The sequence below is a fragment of the Dictyobacter halimunensis genome, assembly GCF_036245075.1.
In genome coordinates this window covers 1,276,249-1,295,865 of sequence record NZ_BSRI01000001.1, presented here as the reverse complement: position 1 = coordinate 1,295,865, position 19,617 = coordinate 1,276,249, and the positions used below count along the sequence as shown (strand labels likewise).

Genomic DNA, 19,617 nt, shown 5'->3' with positions numbered 1-19,617 from the left:
TCCTTTCTTATATTCATGACATGCGACCTGCATAGAATAGGTGGGCGCAGGCCGCGTCGAATATGCTTATGGGCGCAGGCGCTGGAACAGGCGACCCAGTTTTTGATCCAGTCCCGCCATCACATCGCGCGCCTTCGTCTGACCGTTGATGACCGGATTGAGCTCGGAGGTCGTGATCAGGCTGATGCGATCATAGGCGATCAACAGGTTATCGGGCGAGACCTGGCCATACTTCAGTTGCCCCTCGAACACCGCCTTGATCTCCTCGGGCTTGATGCCTTTGAACTGTTTATACCAGTCGGGCAAGACGGTGGTATCGGGAACGGGCCAGCCTGACGCCTGCATAAAGCTGCGACCGCCTGTCGTCGTCAGATACTTGATGAACTCCCATGCCGCCTCCGGGTGCTTGCTCTGCGGTGAGATCATCATTGGATCGGCGTAGATGCCGGTCTTCTTGCTGTGCATGCCGGGGACGGCGGCGGCACCCCAGCGGAACTTCGCCGTCGACTGATAGCTGCCAAAGCCCCAGATGCCCGAGATCATCATCGCGATATGTCCGGTGGCGAAGGGATCGCCACTACTGCTGAGCGCGCTGGAGACGGCTGCTGTGGGTGCGATCTTATGCACATTGATCAGGTCCGCGTAGGCCTGGATCGCCTCGATGGCCGTCGGCGTATTCCAGTGGCTCACCGTGGGTGCGCTGGACACATATGCTTCCTGATCATACACATCACCGCCCCACAGCCAGACCACCTCCTCGATAGGGATGGCCCAGCTGATCCCATAGACGGCCTTACTCGGATCATCCACGTTACGCGTGAGCTGCTTGCCATAGCGCAGCATCTCATTCCAGTTCCAGTTGGGATCATCCCAGTTACTGGGTGGGTAAGGGAGGCCGGCTTTATCGAAGAGGTCCTTATTGTAGAAGCAATAGGTCCCGCCGAGATCGAGGGGGACGCCGATCTGCTTGCCGTTCCAGGTGCCAAGCTTCATGGCGCCAGGATAAAAATTGGTGAAGGCGGCTTTATCGCGCTCGACCAGCGGCGTGAGGTCCATGGAGATATCGCGCCAGGCGCAGCTCGTAAAGCCCGAGGCGCCCCACTGGCACCACACATCGGGCGGGATTCCGGCCACGACCAGGTTGGTGAGCTTGGGATCGAACTCGCCCCAGGGCACGCTGATCAGCCTGACCTTGATATCGGGTTGCAGCTTCTGGAATTGTGGCATCGCCACGTCCCGCTCCCAGGCATTGCGCACGGGATCGTCGTTGACGTACCAACTCACCTCAGGTTGGCCGTTACCGGATCCGCAGGCGGCGAGTGAAAGGCTGGTCAGCGCCGCCGCCGAGAGTCCCAGGAAGCGGCGACGCGGCATGCGTTGATAGAACATGGCAGGCACCTCCTTTTATCCTTTCACGCCAGAGACGACGATACCCTGAATGAAGTACTTTTGCGCGAAGAAGTAGAGAATGACGCAGGGGAGGACCGTCACCAGTGAAGCGGCCATCAGCAGGTTCCATGGCTGCGCCCCGTAGCGACCGATAAAGGAGGCCAGGCCCAGCGTCAGCGTGTAGTGCTCCTGTGAATCGAGATAGATCAATGGCGAGAGATAGTCGTTCCAGTTAAAAGTAAATGAGAAGATCGCCACCGTGGCCAGCGCCGGCCGTATCAGTGGCAGCATGATGCGCCAGTAGATACCGAAGTGGCTGCAGCCATCGATGCGGGCCGCGTCGCTCAGCTCGCGTGGGATGGTCAGGTAGAACTGGCGGAACATGAAGATGTAGAACGCATTGCCGAAAAAGGACGGCACGATCAGCGGCAGCAGCGTATCGATCCAGCCGAATGTTTTGAAGAGCAGGAACTGCGGAATCATCAGCACCGGGAATGGGATCATGAGGGTGCTCAAGACGAACAGGAACAGCACATTACGTCCCGGTGCCTGAATTTTGGCGAAGGCATAGGCGATAAAGGAATTGACCAGCACATCGCCGACCAGGCAGGCGGCCGTCACAATCACCGTATTGAGGGCAAAGGTGCCGAAGGGCAGAAAGGTCAATGACGACACAAAGTTATCCCAGTGCAGCGTCTGTGGAATCCACTGCGGCGGGAACGCCTGGGTATCAGGCAAAGACTTGACCGACGTCGAGAGCATCCACAGCACCGGTGCCAGGATGATCAGGGCGCCAAGCACAACGATAATGGTAACCAATGTGCGCCAGGTCGTGGTACGTACCTGCTTGCGGCGCATCGCCTCCTGGTACCCTTTGCTGGGTTGACGACGAACAACCGGTGATGCAGCGGTCTGGGTGACTCTCATGCGCGTTCTCCTCCTTCATAGTACACCCACAGACGTGATGAACGCAGTGCCAGTAGGGTGAGCACCAGCACCAGCACAAACAGAATCCAGGCCATCGCCGAAGCGTAGCCCAGGTCGATAAAGGAAGCCCCGAAGGCGTTTTGCCAGAGATAGTAGATGTAGAAAAGCGAGGCGTAGTGGGGGCCGCCCTGAGTCATAATATTGATCTGTGTAAAGGTCTGGAAGGAAGCGATCATGCCAGTGATGAGCGAGAACAGGATGACCGGGCTAATCATCGGCAGCGTGACGTGCCAGAAGCGGCGCAGCGCGTTGGCCCCATCGATGTTGGCTGCCTCATACAGTTCGGTTGGCACGCCCTGCAGACCGGCCAGATAGAGCACGATGCCGCCGCCGATCCCCCACAGGCTCATCGTGATGAGCGCCGGCAAGACCCACTGCTCGCTAAAGAGCCATTGCGGACCCTGGATATGTAGGAAGGTCGAGAGGGTCCAGTTCAGCAGGCCAAAGTCCGGATTGAAGATCCACATCCACAGCAGGGCGACCGCCACGCCTGAGATCACGCTGGGCAGGTAGTAGACGGCGCGAAAGAAGGCCAGAAAGGGGATCTTCTGGTTGAGCAGCATCGCGACCAGCACCGAGAGCACGATCCCCAGCGGCACGCTTACCAGGGTATAGATCGTCGTCACCTTGAGCGATTGCCAGAACAGCTCATCAGTTGCCAGGTCGGTATAATTTTTCAGGCCGATAAACGAAGGCAGGTGGATCGCATCATAGCTGGTGAAGCTCAACACGGCCGAGGCGAGGATGGGGCCAGCCATAAAGAGCAGAAAGCCGATGATCCAGGGTGAGATAAAGATATAGAAATAGAGGATCTCCCTCCTGGGGCCCGTCATGCGGGACCGAAGGCGCGTCATTGCCGCAGATGCCATTGCAGACCTCCTTGACTGTCTGTTTCGAGGATCGAGGAGAAATAGGGCGCGAGGCCCGAAGCTCTGATAGACATTGCCATGGGCCTGAATTTAAGCCTCGCGCCTGATGTTACGATGGATTGGGCGCGTACATGTGGATGTCTTTATCGGGCATCTTGATGCCGAGCAGGCGCAGGCGTTGCTCGCTGGCACCCTCAAACGCCTGCCAGGGAAGGGCAATCTCTGCATTGTAGCGTTTGAGCCACCAGTAGCCATAGTAAAGATAGATGCCGCGCCTGACTCCATCGGTCTTATTGATGCCTCCGGTATGCCAGATGGCGCCATTGATGAAGACAGCGTCACCCGGCTCTGCGTATACGGCCACCTCATCGGGTAGCGGTTGATTTCTCTGTTCGCCGGTCGGGATCGCTTCGCCGCGATGCGTGCCGGGGACCACGCGTGTCGGGCCGCGCTCCTCCGTCATCTGATTGAGCATGATGATAGTATTGATAGATAGGGGACGCTCGCCAGGAAATGTAAAGTCACGATGCCAGGCTCGCAGAGGACCACTATTATGCGCTCCCTGTCGCAGCAGGTCGTACTGAAGCAGTTGCGTCTGTGAGCCAAAGATGGCCTGGATGCGCTGCAGAATAGGGGCATGCTCGACCAAATCCAGGAATGACCGGTGCTTGAGCAGTTTATGCTGGCTGACCGGTGGCTTCTCCAGATCCCAGACACGATCGAACTCCTGCTGGATAAAGGAGAGGTAGTCACCGCTCAATACACCTTTGGCGTGCAGATAGCCGTGCTCAAGAAAGAACTCTTTTTCCTCGCGTGTAATCATGTGTGTATCCTTTTGAAATATCCGGATGTATACACGTGACGCTTTACAATGATGGCTTTATAGGCAACCTGTTATTCCCGGCGCACCTTTGCGCCGGGCCAAGAGAGCATGATGAGTAGACAACAGGTTCTACCTATGAAGATGGCTACTGAAAACCTGCTCATGGTATCCCTGTTTTTGACGATAGACAGATGAGATCGGGTCGTTACTTTTCGTCGGACGACGATTGTGTTCCCAGCGAGACAATGGCCAGCCACAGTTCGGTTGAGAACTGCAGATGCTGTCGCATCGCCACGGCGGCGCCATCGGCGTCGTGATTGGCGATCATGGTAAAGATGGTACGGTGGGTCGACAGCCCTTCTTCCTGCAGTGGGAGCTGGTCTGCCTGTTCCTCATGAAGGGTTTCCTCCAGCAGTGTTATGAGATTTTCAAGGATATGGGTGACGATCGTATTATGGGCGGCATGGGCGATCTGGCGATGGAACTGCATGTCCGCAGCGAGGTAGTCTGAGGGTGAGCCGGCCGTTTCTATCTGCTGCAGCGTCTGTGCCAGGGACTCGATCTCGGACGCGCTGGCCTGTTCGGCGGCGACACGCGCGCACTCTGCTTCAATGATCTGACGCGCGCCACAGATCTCGACCACCGTACTCCCCCAGCTAGCCAGGCTCACGCCGATATGGCGTCCAATGCTGGCGCCGCTCTGGTGGGTTACAAAGGTCCCCTCACCGATGCGCGACTCCACCAGACCGAGGGCCTCCAGCACCTTGAGCGCCTCGCGTACGCTGGGGCGGCCAATGCCAAGGCGTTCCGCCAGCTCGCGTTCCGAGGGGAGACGCTGGCCAGAGCTAATGGCGTTTGAAAAAATATACTTTTTGAGCCGATCAAGCGCCAGATCTTTGACGCTGACGCGATCGATACGGCTCAGGATCGCTTTATCCGCTTGCTGATGCATACTGTTCTCCCGCCTTCATTGGTATGAGGTAAGTGGTCTTACCAATAAGTATAGAAATCAAGCTGTGCTTTGTCAAGGTTTTTGGTTGTACCTCGTGTTATCCACGGAATTTGAATTCTTCACGTCCCCTGGTAGTTGTTTTCAGGCGGAAGAGTGCGCCTGAAAGGGGATACTGCTGTTGCTGTTCGTGGCTCAAGCCTTCGCGGGCCGTGGTGATGTAGAGCTCGTTGAGGTCGAGGCCACCAAAGATGCAGCTGGTGACGTTGGGCACCGGAAGCTGCAGGACGGAATCAACAGCGCCACTCGGGGTATAGCGAACGATCTGGCCGGTACCCCAACAGGCGCTCCACACATAGCCTTCGGCGTCGACGGTCAGCCCATCGGGTATGGTGGACCCTCTGGAATCATGAACGAAGACACGTTGGTTGGTGATGGTGCCCCCATCGGGATCAAAGTCGAAGGCGAAGATGGTGCGCAGGAGCGAATCGGTAAAATACATGACGCGGTTGTCGGGACTCCAGCCGATGCCGTTGGGCAGCCCGACCGGTGCAAGCATTGGGGTGACCGTGCCACCAGGATCGAGCCGGTAGAGGGTTCCGACCGGCGGGGGCAGTTCATTCTGATTCATGGAGCCAGACCAGAGATGACCGGCGCAATCAACGGCCCCATCATTGAAGGTCATATGGGGCTTGCCCTGTTCTGGTTGTGCAAGTGGACGCGGTTCCGATATCCCTGGTTCCCAGATGGCGAAGCCGGTCCTGGTTGTCAAAGCGAGTCCGCCGCTCTGGCGCAGGGCGATCATCCCGATGTAGATACCTGTAGTGAACGTTTCATGGGAGCCTGTCGCGGGTCGCAGGCGATGAATGATGCCCTGAACGTCATCCACCCAATAGAGTGTCTGCTCATCTATTGACCAGAGCGGGCTCTCTCCCAATTGATCTGCCGATGCGAGTACAACTTCTATCTCATTCAATGCGATGGACCTCCTGAATTGGTGGGTATACTAAAAGGTAATAGTCAGTCCGCCGTCTACCACCAGCACCTGTCCCGTCATATAGCTGCATTCTTCAGAGGCCAGGAACAGGGCCGCCGACGCGATCTCCTCCGGTTGCCCGGGGCGGGCCAGAGGAATTTTGCGCTGGCGCACGTACCATTCCTCAAATGCCTCTGTCTTCAGCGTATCGATGCCATCGATGATCGCCATTGGGGTCGCGATGGCGCCGGGAGCCAGGGCGTTGACCAGGATGCCGTATTCGGCCAGGTCGACCGCCAGGGCTCGTGTGAAGGCATTGATGCCGCCCTTGGTCGCCGCGTAGGCGCTGACTGATGGCTCCGCCGCGATCGATTGGGTGGAGGAGATATTAACGATGTGTCCATAGCGCTGCTCGATCATCTGCGGGGCTACGAGTTTACACAGCACAAACTGTGCCTCGATATTGACGCGGTGGGTATGCTGCCACTGTTCGAGTGTGGTATCCAGAAATGGTAGTGTGTACTGGAAGCCCGCGTTGTTGACCAGGATATCGATGCGTCCATGCTGCCGCCGCACCTGCTCAACGCAATCGGTGAGTGCGGCATGATCCTGCAGATCGAGTCCATAGGGGGTAAACGCAGAGTGGGTCTGCGCCATCTGCTGAAGCGCGTCCGCATCGAGCGCGATACCGATGACTTGGGCTCCCTCTGCTATGAAGCGGCGTGCGATGGCTGCGCCAATCCCCTGGCTGGCTCCCGTCACGATGGCGACGCGTCCCTGTAATCGTTGCGACATAGATCTCCTTTCTGTGAGTGAAATGAGGAGCACCTTTTGGGTCAGTTTCGCTTTTCTGCAACAAATATACCCTCTATCGATCCTGGTGGGCAATACGCAATGGGTTTGAATTTCAGGTGGAAAAGGAGATCCTTAGCTGGTGGTGAAGTTGACTGTTTAGATTTCCCTTTCGGCAACAATGGTAGCTTTCGTGCATGGAGCTAGGTATCATGCCAGGGCGTGATGATAGGAGGGATAGGGGGTGTTAAGGATAATGATCGTGCCCCCTATCCCTGCGCATTCATTCGTTATCAAATGGTGGGGGGGTGTAGCCGGCACCATAAGGAGCATCGGGCCGGTCAAATTCGCCCATGAATGCACGGCGAAGCGGTGTGGTGCGCTGCAAAAATGCAGGGTCATTGTGCAAACGATCAGAGCTTCTTACCCAGGGAGGACTATAGATCATATGCATGGTATAGCGATCATAGTTTCCATCGTGGGCATAGGTGCGATGCCATACCGCGTTATGGAAGATCAGCACAGAGCCTGCCGTAGCGCAAATAACGTGGCCGATCGGTACCGCTCTCGCTTCTTCACTTTCACCTCTGCGCACGCCTTCTGGCAGGCCTACCAGGCTGCGATGGCTCCCGGGAATGAGCTCCATATTCCCCATCCGTGGGCGCGTCTGATCATTGAGCAAGAAGGAGGCACGTAGTTGCAGTAACGGAATGGGGTGGCCGAGCTTTTTAAAGTCATAGGCACCAGAGCCGTCTTGATGCCATCCCCCCATTGGGCCGTGCGCAGGCTGTTTGGTATTCCAACCTGCCTGCAAAATGAAACGATCACCGTAGAGGCCTCTGATCTTTGGCAACACGGCCGGGTGGTCAATCAAGTGCTCTAAGGCTGGTTCCGTTTCATATCCACGTCCGATCTGGCCAAAGGCTGGTGTACCCGCCGCCTCGTGCAGGCGCTTTGAGGCGGCGAGGCATGCCGCCACTTCGTCCTCTGACAGGACATCGGGGATAATAAAATAGCCCCAGGATTCGAAGATAAACCGATCAAGTTCGGTCAGGTGTCCGGGTTGGATGACTGGATTCAACATAGATCATCGTTCCTTTCTCAGATCGCTACTCACCTTTCACACCAAAACCCTCTACCGTTCTATGAGACCTATCCAAACATGGACAAGCCATATTCAGTGTTCTGAGTGTGACCCGCTTTTGTAGCCTCTACAAAAGCGGGTCACACTCATCTGTGACTTGCCACCATCGGACGGGACCCGTTATTGCGCGAGTTGGCCTCCATCGATGAGCAACTCTGCTCCATGCATAAATGCGGCATCATCGGACGCCAGAAACGCATAGGCCGATGCCACATCCTCGGGGCGCCCAAGTCGCCCCAGCGGTATGTTATTGACGTATGCTGCGATGAATTCTGGTGAGTCGATCGACTGGGCGAGCGGCGTCAAAATATACCCCGGGCATAAGGCATTGACACGGATCCCGTGAGGACCCAGTTCCAGGGCCATTGTTTTCATCAACATGATGACGGCCCCCTTCGACGCATTGTAATGTGCGTATTTGACTTCACCGGCCAGACCATTCTTGGAGGACATCAGGACGATTGCGCCGCCTTTGCCGCGTGCAACCATGCGGTTGGCTGTCTCACGTGCGATCAGAAACATCCCACGCAGATTGACGGAGATGATCTTATCCCAATGTTCACTCGTCGTTTCTAGAAAGGGTTCTTCCCAGGCGATGCCTGCGTTATCGATTAAAATATCGATGCCATCAAGCTGACGCTCAGCCTCCTCAACGAGCTGCTGCGCCTGCTGCTCGATGCTCACGTCACAGACCTGCCCATGAATGTCACCAAGTGCCGAGAGCGTCTGGATCGTGTGCTCTACTTCGTCCTGTTCGAGGCCACAGATGAAGACACGCGCCCCCTCTTCGAGAAAACGCCGGGCCGTTGCCTGCCCAATGCCTCGGCTTCCTCCGGTAATCAGCACTCCTTTTCCTTGAAGACCACGCATAAATCTCTTCTCCTTTTTAATGATGGTGCGAGCCGAGTTCTTGTAAGACCGCATCGGCTGCTTCCAGTGATTCGTCAATGTCCGCAACAGTGTGCGAGAGGCTGATGTGATTGCGCTTGAGGTTGACTGGCAATTCGTAAATGCCACGCTTGATCAGTGCCCGCCGATAGGCGACGAATTTCTCCACATCATTGCGTAGCAGGTCCTCATACTTTTCAATGGGGGATTCCATAAAGTAGAGGAGGAATACCGAGCCAAAGCCCGCCACTGTAGCGTTGATACCATAGCGCTGAATAATCGCACGCAAGCCATCACGCATACGCTTCCCCAGATCAAAGAGCGTGGCATAGCTCTCAGGGCGCTCAAGGATGTCGATCACCGCCAGGGATGCGGCCACACTAGCTGGATGCGCGTTAAAGGTTCCCGCGAAGAAGACATCTCCACCTGGCTTGCAGTGATCGAGCAGGTCCGCGCGACCGGCGAGGGCGGCGAGCGGAAACCCGTTGGCAATGGATTTTGCCATTGTCGTCAGATCTGGTGTCACACCGAGGACGGCCTGATAGCCGCCGAGCCCATGCCTGAAGCCCGTCACAACCTCATCAAAGATCAGGACCACATTATAGCGGCTGCTCAGGTCTCGCAAGCCCTGCACAAACTCCAGATGAGGAAGGACCGTACCGATATTATGGGGAATAAGCTCTAGAATAATGGCGGAGATCTCTGATCCCTGCTCCTCTAATACCTGGCGCACCGAGTCAAGATCATTAAAGGGCAACACCAGTGTATTTTCGATGGCCTGTGGCAGCATGCCGGCCGAGAGCGGATCGCGCTGTCCGACTTTGTCCGCCGGGCTGATAACGTTCATCAAGACGGCATCATGCCAGCCGTGATAGCAGCCCTGAAACTTGATAATCTTCTGGCGACCCGTCACCGCCCGCGCCAGGCGCAGCGCCGCATAGGTAGCTTCAGACCCAGAATTACAAAAGAGTACCTTTTCAGCGGAAGGCACGTGCTCGCAGATCTTCTGGGCCAGTTGCGCCTCCAGTTCGCTCGACCCTACGCCGATGACGTCGATCGACGCCATGGCCTCTGCGGCGCGCTGTTGGACTTCAGGGTGGCAGTGGCCCAGCAGGGGTGGCCCAAAGGCGGCATGGTAATCAATATAGCGCTTCCCCTCGGCGTCAAAAATGTAGGCACCCTGGGCACGTGTAAAAACAAGATTGGGCTCCACCAGCCGATTGGCGCTGCTCACCCCACCCGGAATGTAGCGCTGAGCCTGCTCGATGATCTGCTGGGACCGTGATGCTGTCGTTGCCATGAGTGTTCCTTTCATATGCTGATTGGTCCTACTGATAATACTCGCGTAACGCTGTATGCTGGGGCAGATCCAGAATCTCCTCCAACAATGCCCTCGCCTGCTTTTCCGAGGTGGTCCAGGGGTCCATGAGAATCACATCGAGCAGCGCCTGTCTGCTGCGGCTGTTGTAGGCTGCCAGTTCCAGATTCCAGGGAGCGACACAATCGCGCAATGCGTAGTTGAGCGGTCCAGACGGCAACGCGTGGGTCTGGATGGCATCGATGCCACGCTTGCTGACGTGCGCAGGCGCTTCCACCGCGAAGTCGCGCGGAATACCAGGCACGTATTCACCCGTGTTCTGCACATTGACGATCAGGACGCGCGGAATATCACACGCCAGTGACTCGATCAAGGGAATAATGCTTTCATGCGAGTGCTCCGCCGGGTAGTGCTCGGTTACCCGCGTGCTGGTATCCTCGCTGATGCGTTTCATTTCGATGACCCTTTGCTCTGTGGCATGGAAGTACCGGCTCCACCAGCCCTCGGGATCTTCCTGCCAGAGCTGCTGCGTCTGTTCATCGGTGTGATACCACCAACCCCACGAACCGCCGCCCTCGCTGCCCGTGTCCCCGATCGGCAACACGCCAAAACGGCGGTACAGATCAATCTGCTTGGGGCGCAGGCTTCCATGTGTCTTTGCCTGCGCCCAGTAGCGCTCGGACTCTGTCTCAATCCAGCGATCCAGCAGCGGATAGAACGGCTCGCCCTGGTAATACGCATTGGTCAACCAGACAAAGTGGTTGACGCCCGGTATTTCAAAGGTCAGCTGCTCACGGTCCTGCAGGCCGAGGATCTTCGCGATGCCATAAATCTCGCCGAATCCATGACACAGGCCAACGATTTTGGCCTGGGGATATTTGCGCGCCAGGTGGGTGATACCACCCATTACCGGGTTGGCTGACTGAACATACCAGGCGTCGGGGCACACGGCCAGGATATCCTCGATCAGGGAATCGAAGAGTTGCAGTTGATAGAAATTGTTCCAGAACGGCTCATCGTGCATGATATGCAGGCTCCCGCCAAAGCGATAGCCATACTTTCTGGCAATGTCCCAGCCGGCTCGCAATCCTTCGTGTCCTCCCACCAGCGCGGTATTGATGACAAAATCAGCCCCCTGTAGCGCCTCCAGCCGATCCGTCGTTTTTTCCAGGTGCAGTGTCGCACCAACCTCCGCCGCAAAACGCGAGCATAGGTGATAGGCCGCATCCAGGCGCTCCTGGTTAATATCCATAAAACAGACAGTACTCCCCTTCAGGTTGGGTGTAAGACAGAGGTCCCGGATAATGCTGAGGGAAAACACAGCGCTGCCCGCGCCAATAATGCTGATTTTTGGTTCCATGCCAAAGACCTTTCTCTACAATTGTTTGCGAATACGTGTCAGGAGCGCCCTACAATGGGAGGCACAAACGCGAGCTCCTCATCCGAACGTGGACGCAGGAAATCAAAATCACAGCCTTCGTCAGGTTGAAGAACATGTTCTGCATACAGGCGAGGGTAGCCACGCAGGTGTACAGGCACCGGTGGTCGCCATTGAGCCCTGCGCCGATCTAACTCATCTTCAGGGACGAGCAGGGAGATCCTGCGCTCCTCGACATCCAGCTCTATCAGGTCTCCATCTTTGACAAGGGCGAGCAGACCACCAACAGCCGCCTCTGGAGAGACATGCAGGACAACCGTCCCGGAACTGGTGCCGCTCATGCGGGAATCGCTGATACGCACGATATCTCTGACTCCCTGCAGCAATAACTTTTTCGGAATGGGGATAGACCCCCATTCGGGTAGCCCCGGCACACCTACAGCGCCTGCATTTCTGAGCACCAGTACCGAGTCGGCCGTGACGGGCAGATCTGGATCGTCGATGCGTACCAGCATGTCGCCGTAATCCTCAAATACAATGGCTGCTCCACAATGCTTTTGCAGTTTCTCAGATGCTGTTGTCGTGCGCAAAATGGCGCCATTGGGGGCCAGGTTGCCATGTAAGACGGCCAGCGCCCCAGATGGATAGAGTGGATCTCGCCGCGGCCGAATCACAGCAGGATCGATATAGGAGATTGTATTCAGGCTTTCTCCTATCGTTTTTCCTGCGACCGTCAGGCAATTGAGATGCAACAGATCACGTAATTCATGCATCAATGCGGGCGTGCTTCCCGCGGTATCAAAGTCGGACAGGAGCCTGGTACCTGTGGGCTGAAGATTTAAGAGCGTAGGCGTCGTGCGTGCGAACGCATCAAAGTCATCGACCGTCAGGGGCACGCGCAGTCGTCCCGCAATGGCGATCAGGTGAATCACGGCATTCGTGGAGCCACCGATGGCCATATATACCCTCAGTGCATTCTCAAATGCCTGGCGCGTCATCACCTGCGAGGGCTTCACATCCTTGCGTACCAGTTGGACGGCGCGACGCCCGCTCAATTCGGCGGCGACGAGCCGGCGCGTATCGGTTGCGGGGATGGTCGCCGTTCCGGGCAGCATCATACCGAGCGCCTCGGAGAGGATGGTCATGGTTGAGGCAGTGCCCATGGTATTGCACGTCCCGATACTACAGGAGTAATTCTCTTCGATCTCCTGCCAGTCCTGGTCACTGATAACACCCGTACGGTAATCATCGAGATAGCGCCACAGGTCTGTACCCGATCCTAGTTCACGACCTTTCCAACAGCCTGCTCGCTTGGGGCCAGCGCACACCTGAATCGCCGGCAGATTTGCGCTGGCCGCTCCCATAAGTTGGGCGGGTGTGGTCTTATCGCAACCGGTAAGCAATACGACACCGTCAATCGGGTACGCACGCAGCGTCTCCTCGATCTCCATTGCAAGTAAATTGCGATACAGCATGGCGCTCGGTTTCATCAGTTCCTCGCCGAGCGAAATAGTATTAAATTCTAGAGGAATGCCACCTGCGGCAATGACCCCCCGTTTTACGGCCTCGGCGACCGCTTTGAGACCCAGGTTGCAATTGTTCAACTCGCTCCAGGAATTGGCGATGGCGATGACAGGCTTGCCGTCAAAGAATTCCTGGGTCCACCCGAGAGTCCGCAACACGGAGCGGCTCTGTAGCCCCAACTCATCTCGCCCCTCGAACCACTCTGCGCTACGCAGCGTCATAGATGCCCGCCTTCCTCTGTACTATTGGTGTATACACTGTTGAGTACCCTCGCTGTTCATCATGCCCATGCCAGGCGCTCTTACGCTGGCGCTTTTTCCGATCGGAAGCATTTGCAACCCTCATCCCGCCTGTGCCAGTCCCATGTGCATTACCCGGCGTCGAGCGTCGTCAGGGTAAAGATGCTCTCAGCAGGGATCGTCAGTTGGATCTTCTCTCCTCGTGGGAACTCGCTGACCAGCTGGCAATTCTCTGTGCGGTTGGTAATGAACAGGCGCAACGTCTGGTGTTCAGAATTGAGAGCCCCAATAGCTATCTCAAGAAGCAGCGGCTCCCCCTCGTTCAATCCGACGAGCGTCAGGTCCCCTTGAGGTGTTTGAAAGCCGGCGGTGAGAGGAGCACTCTCCTCATTGCTGACTTCGATCCGTGTCGAGCCAGGCGGCACGAAGCGGTATATCTGTTTCGCTGCGTAGTAGCGTTTCTTGGGTGTATACCTGTTCTTGCTTCCTGTACGCAGGAGACCATAGATACTCCAGGAGGCGTCATGCCCATGCCAGTTGTCATAGGCATCCCAGACCATCGCCGCCTGGACTCCATCCAGCAGACCCCGTAACAGGCGCCGGGTGGAGTACACGGCAACATCCCATTCTCGCTCACCCGTCTGGTCGAGATCACCGTACTCTGTAAGCCAGTAACTCCAGGTGAGCTCGTTGTGCGCAATGAAATCGCGCACCGGGGTCAGAGAGAAATCACTATAGCAATGCATTCCCGCCACCGCTACCTTTTCGCGCAGCTTCTTGGAAGCGACAATGGACTGCAAGTAGTCCAGATTGTAATGTGCCTGATCCACTGCTACGAAGCGTATATCTTCCAGGCCTGCGCGCTCAAAGCGCTCAGCGAGAAGCTCCAGCCCCTTCGCGGCTGCCTCTGCGTGGACAAACGGACCTTCAGGAGGGCCAAGATCAGTCTCGTTGAACGGGCCAAACAGATTGAATTTGAGGCCCTCTTCGTGACGCGCCCACCAGGCGAGAGACGTAAGTAGATCGGCATAGGCCTCCAGATCTGAGAGTGTCTTGCCATCTTCACCGCACATCCAACGCGGTACAATACCACTGACATTCAGAATGAAGCGAATCCCTTTGCCATTAAAATATCGTGCCATTGCCCATGCGTCCTGAAAGGGCTGGCTCCGGTAGACCCTGGCATATGTTTCGTTCTGCAGGACAACGCGATCAGCCACGCTATCTGGATCAATCCAGTCCGTGAACCCATAGGGGTCGAGCCGGAAAAGGGTCGCACCCAGATCGTCAGTCAACATGTCCAGCGTAGGAATAAGCTGACCGCCTTGCCAATGCTTGATCGGATTAATGTTGGCACCAAATCCCTCCAGTACCTGGTGGGTATGCTGATCATTGAGCGTAATGGTTGCTGAATGCAAAGCACATTCTCTCTTTCTGATTACAGGTGTTCCAGTATTATTTGATCGCACCGATTACCAGGCCACGCCGGATATATCGTTGCAGGAAGATATAGATCAGGATAGGTGGGAGCGATGCCATAAACAGGCCGGTCAGCAGTAATGGATAGTCGGTGTTATACCGCCCGACAATCGTGGCCACCGCTACTGTCAGCGTCTTGTTGACGTCCGATTGCAAGAAGACCAGGGGAATCAAGAGATCATTCCACCAGGAAGTGACATTGAAAATCGTGATGGTAATAATGCCAGGAGCGCTGATCGGAATCACAATTCGTATCATCAACTGCAGATAATTCGCGCCATCGACCCTGGTTGCTTCCAGGATATCGTTGGGCAATCCGCGCATCAAGGAAGTGAGCAGAAAGATCGAACCCGGCACGCTGGTGGTGGCCCAGAGCAAAACCACTGACCACAGTGTATCGACCAGGTCCAGGTTAGACATCAAGACATAATCCGGAATAATATAGGTAATCGCCGGGATAACCATGCTCGCGATGATGGTTATAAAGAACAGGTTGCGCAGAGGAAAGCGCAACTTGGCCAGCGCGTAGGCAGCCGGGATCGATACCGTCAACGAGATGATGGCGGCCAGCGCAATGTATGTGATGGTGTTGAGTAACAGACCTGGCACATTAAAGCTGTTGAACATTGCCACGAAGTTCTGGATATACGCGAAGCCCGGTGGCAGTGCTAGCGGATCATTGGTATATTGCACCGACGTTTTGAAGCTGGTCAAAAACATAAAGAGGATGGGATAGAGAGCAGCGGCGGCGAAAATCGCCAGAACGATGACAACACCTGTACGCGTGACAATCGCTGTAGCTTTTCTCATGGTGTGAATCCCTTTCAATGGTGCGGTCTAGTCGGCGGCCAGCAAATCAAGCGCTTTTACCTGCAACCAGCAAACTGCTGAGACCAGGATCAGCAAAATAACAGATAGGGTGGAAGCATATCCCAGGTCGCCCGATTCAAACGCTTTTACGTAGATCATATAGTCAATCGGAGTGGTCTCATAGCCGGGTCCGCCGCGTGTGATCGAGTACACCAGGGCAAACAAACCGATGAAGATGTAAATGATATTGGTGACCATAAAGTATGAAATGGCAGGCGCCAGCAGGGGCACGATGATTCTGAACAGGCGCTGCCACCAGTTGGCGCCATCAATGCGCGCGGCCTCGATCAACTCGGTCGATAGCGACGACAGGCCTGACAGAAAGATAAGTACCCCCTGCCCCAATGTCTGCCAGTAAAACGCTAGAATGAGAACCAGGAAGGCTGTAGGAGCGGTACCGATCCAGGGCTGAGCGAACCCGCCCAACCCGATGGATCTCAGTGCCTCGTTGATAGCTCCCTCAGGAGAAAAGAGTGTTTGCATCAGCATGCCGACAACGACGGCTGAGAGAATGGTAGGTAAATAATACACGGAACGAAAGAATCTCCAGCCAGGCACCTCCTCAAACAATAAAACAGAGACGATCAGTGAGATAAGCAGGATACCAGGGATAGAGAGCAGAAATATGAAGTTATTCCGCAATAGCAACCATAATTGCCCGGATGTAAAGATGGTGCTATAGTTCTGCAGACCAATCCACTGGGTGGTTACTCCATCCCATTGCGTAAAACTGTGATAGAAAGCGGTAGCCAGCGGATACCACATGAATACAGTCATCAAGAGAAAGGCCGGCACAAGTGATAAGAATGCGGTCAGGCTTTCTTTGTGACGCAGGGATATGAACGACGGACGGGATCTTCCTCTGTGGCGTAGAGATATGCGCGAAAGGGGAGCGCTTACTCCTGTGACGGATGCTGTTCTGGCCCTTGTTCGTTCTCTGTCTCTGAGCGCTTTCATCGATACAACCTTTCTTGCTGTTAGTGGCGCCTGGTGCATCACTCTCCTGCCACAAACGCAATCGTGCACCTCGTTTTATTGCCCTGGATTCTTCCGCAGACTGTCGCGTTTGGCATCTAACTTCTGCATAAATTGTAGAGGAGTGATTTTGCCAGTCCATGCAAGCTGAGCCTGGGCCGCCAGTTCGCTGGTGAGCTCAGCGGGGTAGACGTTATCTGGCCAGAACATTGTTTTGGGCTCCAGCACCCACTGTTGCTGCTGCACGCGGAGAGGATCTTTATAGATGCTTGACACATCAACATCTGTGGCATTGATCAGGCCTTCGCTGGAATCAGCTGCTCGTCTGGCCTGTTCTTCTTTGCTCATTAAGAATTTGATGAATTGAACAGCTTCTGCTTTATGCTTAGAGTAGTTTGACACGATCAGCGCGGTTCCCGCCCCACCAATTCCTGAGTTCTGGATGGGAACGGTCTTGTTGAAGTCCGGTAGCCGTCGCATGCCAAGATTATCTCCTAATGCCTGGCGCATATCCCCGATCGGCCACGGACCATTAATGGTCATTGCTACTTTGCCCTGAAAGAAGAACTGCTCTGCCTGCCCGCCGTTCATGGTTGGAGCGCCTGGCAACGTATACTGCGCGAGCTGGCTCCATTTTTGGGCAACCGCCACGAGATCGGATTCGCTAAAATTGCGTTGGCCCTGCACCAGTTCCAGGATGCCATGGTCGCCGTTCACAACCTGAGCAATCCAGTAATCGAGGCTGAAGAACGTGTAGCCGTTATCATACAGCGTAAACGGTGTTGTCCCTGATGCTTTAATCTTTGCCGCTATGGTCAGAAAATCGTCAAAGGTAGTCGGCCAGTCTTTCTCTGGATCAATACCGGCCTTTGCGAGCAGATGTTTATTGTAGTAGACAGCTGAGATGCCATCTGAGGCATTGGGAACCCCATATGTTTTGCCCGCTCCTGCCTGAAAGCCCTCCGTCACCGCATCCCAGCCTCTCAATCGCGCCCGCTCTTGTTGAGTAAAATACGGATCGAGCGGTTCAAGGAAATTTTTCATCTGGAGCATGTAGCTTCCAGACCACAACGTCATCACATCCGGTCCGTTCTTTGCGATGCTTGCTACACGATATTGCGTAAACATGTCTGTGGTGCCGGGAATGACCTGCATCTGGATTTTAATACCGGGGTTGGCTGCTTCAAAACGTTGCACTGCCTGGGCAATATAGAACTGATTCACCTTTTTACTTTTATTGCTGGAATCCGTGGTCGAGTATGTCGAATTCCAGAACTTGAGCGTGACCGGTCCGGATTGCGCACTGCTGTGCGAGGCTGTACAGGCGGACAATAGAGCCGCGCCTCCTACCGTTGCCCCACTGAGTCGCAGAAAGTCGCGGCGAGATAGTGCTTTCTCAGTACCCATAGCCCTACTCCTTTGTTTGCTCTGCCCCGTTTCCTGGCGGGGGTACACTGATGGTATTGTGAAGCTCAAACTTGAGTAACTTGCCACTGGTGAAACGCCCGGCATGAAGCCCCGAAAAATCCAGGCGCGCAGGTTTGCCCAATACATCGCTGAGATCCAGGGAGGTGCTCTCGTGCAGGAGTAATTCGGCTACCGCTCGCGCGGTGCCAGCGTGTAACGTAATGCCGTGACCATTGAGGCCGACTGCGTGATAGAAGTTCCGCAATCTGGTATCGCGCGAAATTATTGGGAAACCATCCTCGGTGGTGCCATATACACAGCACCAGCCATTGAGAAAAGCGCTTCGGGGAAGATGCCAGAAACGACGATAGACCTGCTCAACCGCCTGAGGGTAGTCAGGATCATTCGCTCGATTGACATAGTCAGGATCAACCGTATAGCCGGGCTTTGTTGTGTCGTGGTGCTGCCCGAAGAGCAGTGTTCCACCCAGTTCTCCCCTGCACCAGACACCCTCACCCTGTACGGACTCAGGTATACCCGTCAATGGCGCGGTTTCCACGCCATCATCAAATGCTGTCGCGACACAGACCTGAACACGTTGTGGGGTGAGGGCAAGATGCGTTCCGGCTAGCGCGGCAATTTTGGCGCCCCAGGGACCACCGGCGTTGAGCACCCTGTCGACCTGCCACTGGCCGCGCCGCGTGACTACAGAGGTGATGCGGTCTCCTTGCGTGCGTATTTGCAGGACTGGCGTGTTGCGGTGAATCTCTACACGCCCCGTTTCCAACGCCAATCGCTCATAGAGTTCCACCAGTTCATAGGGATCAATAAAACCCTGGTTAGGATAGAATACGCCCCCCTTGACACGCTCGGCTTTGATCCACGGATAGCGGTGTAGCAATGCCTGGGGTTGCAAGACCTCATGGTAATAAATACTTTCTTCTCCACCGCCAAAGCGCTGATGAAATGCGTCAGGGGTTGGCGGAAATGCGCTCGGCTCATACATCACCTTCAGTGATCCCCAGGAATTCAAGGTGAAGTTATAGTCGTGGCGCAATTGCTGATAGCGAGCATAACCGATGAGCGTAAAGCACGCGTACAATTCATCGAAGTCGTGTAAACAAACCACACCAGCCGATCCGCCCGTTGTACCACTGGCTGGATTAGATTTGTCAAAGACAACAATGTGTTCGGCTCCCTGACGAGCTAATTCATAGGCGCAACTCATACCAATAATGCCACCGCCAATGATAGCAATATCAGCAGTCCTTGAAGGATACATTGATATATGCCCTCCGGTATTCATGTCTGGACGACAGGACGTCATTAGAGGTTGGGCCAAACGGGTAGCCTTTTGTGCACTGAAAACCCGTAACTGCTTGGATCGCGAATCCTCCTGATGGTATTCTGTATGGTATGGGACGTACTCCAGATTGCTGATGTGACCCTGAGTCTACCATCACGGTGTTTTTGTATGCAAAAAATTGGAAATGGGCTGTTAAATACGATGTTTGTATACAGAAATGTCGGTTACAAGGCGGTATTCAATCGTATGATGACAATATTACCTGAAGGATTCGCTTTTTGTCAAGACAATACATTCCCGGTAT

At 55.2% G+C, this 19,617-nt stretch carries 17 protein-coding genes; all 17 read right to left on the bottom strand.

The genetic code is table 11. The features are described 5' to 3' along the window. Positions 1-66: 66 nt before the first annotated feature. The 17 genes from AABA21_RS05210 to AABA21_RS05130 all read right to left on the bottom strand — a co-directional run bounded on the left by AABA21_RS05210 (position 67) and on the right by AABA21_RS05130 (position 19,289). On the bottom strand, positions 67-1,389 hold the full coding sequence (locus AABA21_RS05210; protein WP_338247934.1) for an ABC transporter substrate-binding protein: 1,323 nt from the start codon (positions 1,387-1,389) through the stop codon (positions 67-69). 15 nt (positions 1,390-1,404) lie between these two features. Next, complete coding sequence (locus tag AABA21_RS05205; RefSeq protein WP_338247933.1) at positions 1,405-2,316, bottom strand: carbohydrate ABC transporter permease; 912 nt, start codon at positions 2,314-2,316, stop codon at positions 1,405-1,407. Then, complete coding sequence (locus AABA21_RS05200; protein ID WP_338247932.1) at positions 2,313-3,245, bottom strand: carbohydrate ABC transporter permease; 933 nt, start codon at positions 3,243-3,245, stop codon at positions 2,313-2,315. The genes AABA21_RS05205 and AABA21_RS05200 overlap by 4 nt, the downstream gene beginning before the upstream one ends. Positions 3,246-3,354: 109 nt before the next feature. Next, on the bottom strand, positions 3,355-4,068 hold the full coding sequence (locus tag AABA21_RS05195; protein WP_338247931.1) for a phytanoyl-CoA dioxygenase family protein: 714 nt from the start codon (positions 4,066-4,068) through the stop codon (positions 3,355-3,357). A gap of 205 nt (positions 4,069-4,273) precedes the next feature. Beyond that, on the bottom strand, positions 4,274-5,020 hold the full coding sequence (locus AABA21_RS05190) for a FadR/GntR family transcriptional regulator (RefSeq protein ID WP_338247930.1): 747 nt from the start codon (positions 5,018-5,020) through the stop codon (positions 4,274-4,276). Between the two features lie 97 nt (positions 5,021-5,117). Further along, entirely contained in the window at positions 5,118-5,993 is an 876-nt protein-coding gene (locus tag AABA21_RS05185) for an SMP-30/gluconolactonase/LRE family protein (RefSeq protein ID WP_338247929.1), read from the bottom strand. A gap of 30 nt (positions 5,994-6,023) precedes the next feature. Continuing rightward, positions 6,024-6,788, bottom strand: coding sequence for an SDR family NAD(P)-dependent oxidoreductase (locus tag AABA21_RS05180; RefSeq protein WP_338247928.1), 765 nt, complete (start codon positions 6,786-6,788; stop codon positions 6,024-6,026). A gap of 280 nt (positions 6,789-7,068) precedes the next feature. Next, positions 7,069-7,869, bottom strand: coding sequence for a phytanoyl-CoA dioxygenase family protein (locus tag AABA21_RS05175; RefSeq protein ID WP_338247927.1), 801 nt, complete (start codon positions 7,867-7,869; stop codon positions 7,069-7,071). Positions 7,870-8,049: 180 nt separating this feature from the next. Then, positions 8,050-8,799, bottom strand: coding sequence for an SDR family NAD(P)-dependent oxidoreductase (locus AABA21_RS05170; RefSeq protein ID WP_338247926.1), 750 nt, complete (start codon positions 8,797-8,799; stop codon positions 8,050-8,052). Positions 8,800-8,815: 16 nt separating this feature from the next. Continuing rightward, positions 8,816-10,117 carry an aspartate aminotransferase family protein gene (locus tag AABA21_RS05165; RefSeq protein ID WP_338247925.1) on the bottom strand — a complete coding sequence of 434 codons (1,302 nt, stop codon included), beginning with the start codon at positions 10,115-10,117 and terminating at the stop codon, positions 8,816-8,818. Between the two features lie 28 nt (positions 10,118-10,145). After that, positions 10,146-11,495, bottom strand: coding sequence for a family 4 glycosyl hydrolase (locus AABA21_RS05160; RefSeq protein ID WP_338247924.1), 1,350 nt, complete (start codon positions 11,493-11,495; stop codon positions 10,146-10,148). 38 nt (positions 11,496-11,533) lie between these two features. Beyond that, positions 11,534-13,258 carry a dihydroxy-acid dehydratase gene (locus AABA21_RS05155; RefSeq protein ID WP_338247923.1) on the bottom strand — a complete coding sequence of 575 codons (1,725 nt, stop codon included), beginning with the start codon at positions 13,256-13,258 and terminating at the stop codon, positions 11,534-11,536. A 149-nt stretch (positions 13,259-13,407) separates the two neighbouring features. Beyond that, a complete protein-coding gene (locus AABA21_RS05150; RefSeq protein ID WP_338247922.1) occupies positions 13,408-14,694 on the bottom strand; it encodes a glycoside hydrolase in 1,287 nt (428 codons plus the stop codon). A gap of 37 nt (positions 14,695-14,731) precedes the next feature. Beyond that, complete coding sequence (locus AABA21_RS05145; protein ID WP_338247921.1) at positions 14,732-15,565, bottom strand: carbohydrate ABC transporter permease; 834 nt, start codon at positions 15,563-15,565, stop codon at positions 14,732-14,734. A gap of 27 nt (positions 15,566-15,592) precedes the next feature. Next, positions 15,593-16,402, bottom strand: coding sequence for a carbohydrate ABC transporter permease (locus AABA21_RS05140; RefSeq protein ID WP_338247920.1), 810 nt, complete (start codon positions 16,400-16,402; stop codon positions 15,593-15,595). Positions 16,403-16,657: 255 nt separating this feature from the next. After that, entirely contained in the window at positions 16,658-18,007 is a 1,350-nt protein-coding gene (locus tag AABA21_RS05135; protein WP_338247919.1) for an ABC transporter substrate-binding protein, read from the bottom strand. A gap of 4 nt (positions 18,008-18,011) precedes the next feature. Continuing rightward, positions 18,012-19,289 (bottom strand): NAD(P)/FAD-dependent oxidoreductase, encoded by a 1,278-nt coding sequence (locus tag AABA21_RS05130; protein WP_338247918.1) that lies wholly within the window; start codon positions 19,287-19,289, stop codon positions 18,012-18,014. Positions 19,290-19,617 lie beyond the last annotated feature (328 nt).

Excerpts from the sequence above, each read along its gene's own strand:
- AABA21_RS05190 (WP_338247930.1), bottom strand. The coding sequence starts at position 5,020 with ATGCATCAGCAAGCGGATAAAGCGATCCTGAGCCGTATCGATCGCGTC.
- AABA21_RS05210 (WP_338247934.1), bottom strand. The coding sequence starts at position 1,389 with ATGTTCTATCAACGCATGCCGCGTCGCCGCTTCCTGGGACTCTCGGCG.
- AABA21_RS05130 (WP_338247918.1), bottom strand. The coding sequence starts at position 19,289 with ATGTATCCTTCAAGGACTGCTGATATTGCTATCATTGGCGGTGGCATT.
- AABA21_RS05160 (WP_338247924.1), bottom strand. The coding sequence starts at position 11,495 with ATGGAACCAAAAATCAGCATTATTGGCGCGGGCAGCGCTGTGTTTTCC.
- AABA21_RS05145 (WP_338247921.1), bottom strand. The coding sequence starts at position 15,565 with ATGAGAAAAGCTACAGCGATTGTCACGCGTACAGGTGTTGTCATCGTT.
- AABA21_RS05170 (WP_338247926.1), bottom strand. The coding sequence starts at position 8,799 with ATGCGTGGTCTTCAAGGAAAAGGAGTGCTGATTACCGGAGGAAGCCGA.
- AABA21_RS05205 (WP_338247933.1), bottom strand. The coding sequence starts at position 2,316 with ATGAGAGTCACCCAGACCGCTGCATCACCGGTTGTTCGTCGTCAACCC.
- AABA21_RS05165 (WP_338247925.1), bottom strand. The coding sequence starts at position 10,117 with ATGGCAACGACAGCATCACGGTCCCAGCAGATCATCGAGCAGGCTCAG.
- AABA21_RS05180 (WP_338247928.1), bottom strand. The coding sequence starts at position 6,788 with ATGTCGCAACGATTACAGGGACGCGTCGCCATCGTGACGGGAGCCAGC.
- AABA21_RS05140 (WP_338247920.1), bottom strand. The coding sequence starts at position 16,402 with ATGACTGTATTCATGTGGTATCCGCTGGCTACCGCTTTCTATCACAGT.
- AABA21_RS05135 (WP_338247919.1), bottom strand. The coding sequence starts at position 18,007 with ATGGGTACTGAGAAAGCACTATCTCGCCGCGACTTTCTGCGACTCAGT.
- AABA21_RS05200 (WP_338247932.1), bottom strand. The coding sequence starts at position 3,245 with ATGGCATCTGCGGCAATGACGCGCCTTCGGTCCCGCATGACGGGCCCC.
- AABA21_RS05195 (WP_338247931.1), bottom strand. The coding sequence starts at position 4,068 with ATGATTACACGCGAGGAAAAAGAGTTCTTTCTTGAGCACGGCTATCTG.
- AABA21_RS05155 (WP_338247923.1), bottom strand. The coding sequence starts at position 13,258 with ATGACGCTGCGTAGCGCAGAGTGGTTCGAGGGGCGAGATGAGTTGGGG.
- AABA21_RS05175 (WP_338247927.1), bottom strand. The coding sequence starts at position 7,869 with ATGTTGAATCCAGTCATCCAACCCGGACACCTGACCGAACTTGATCGG.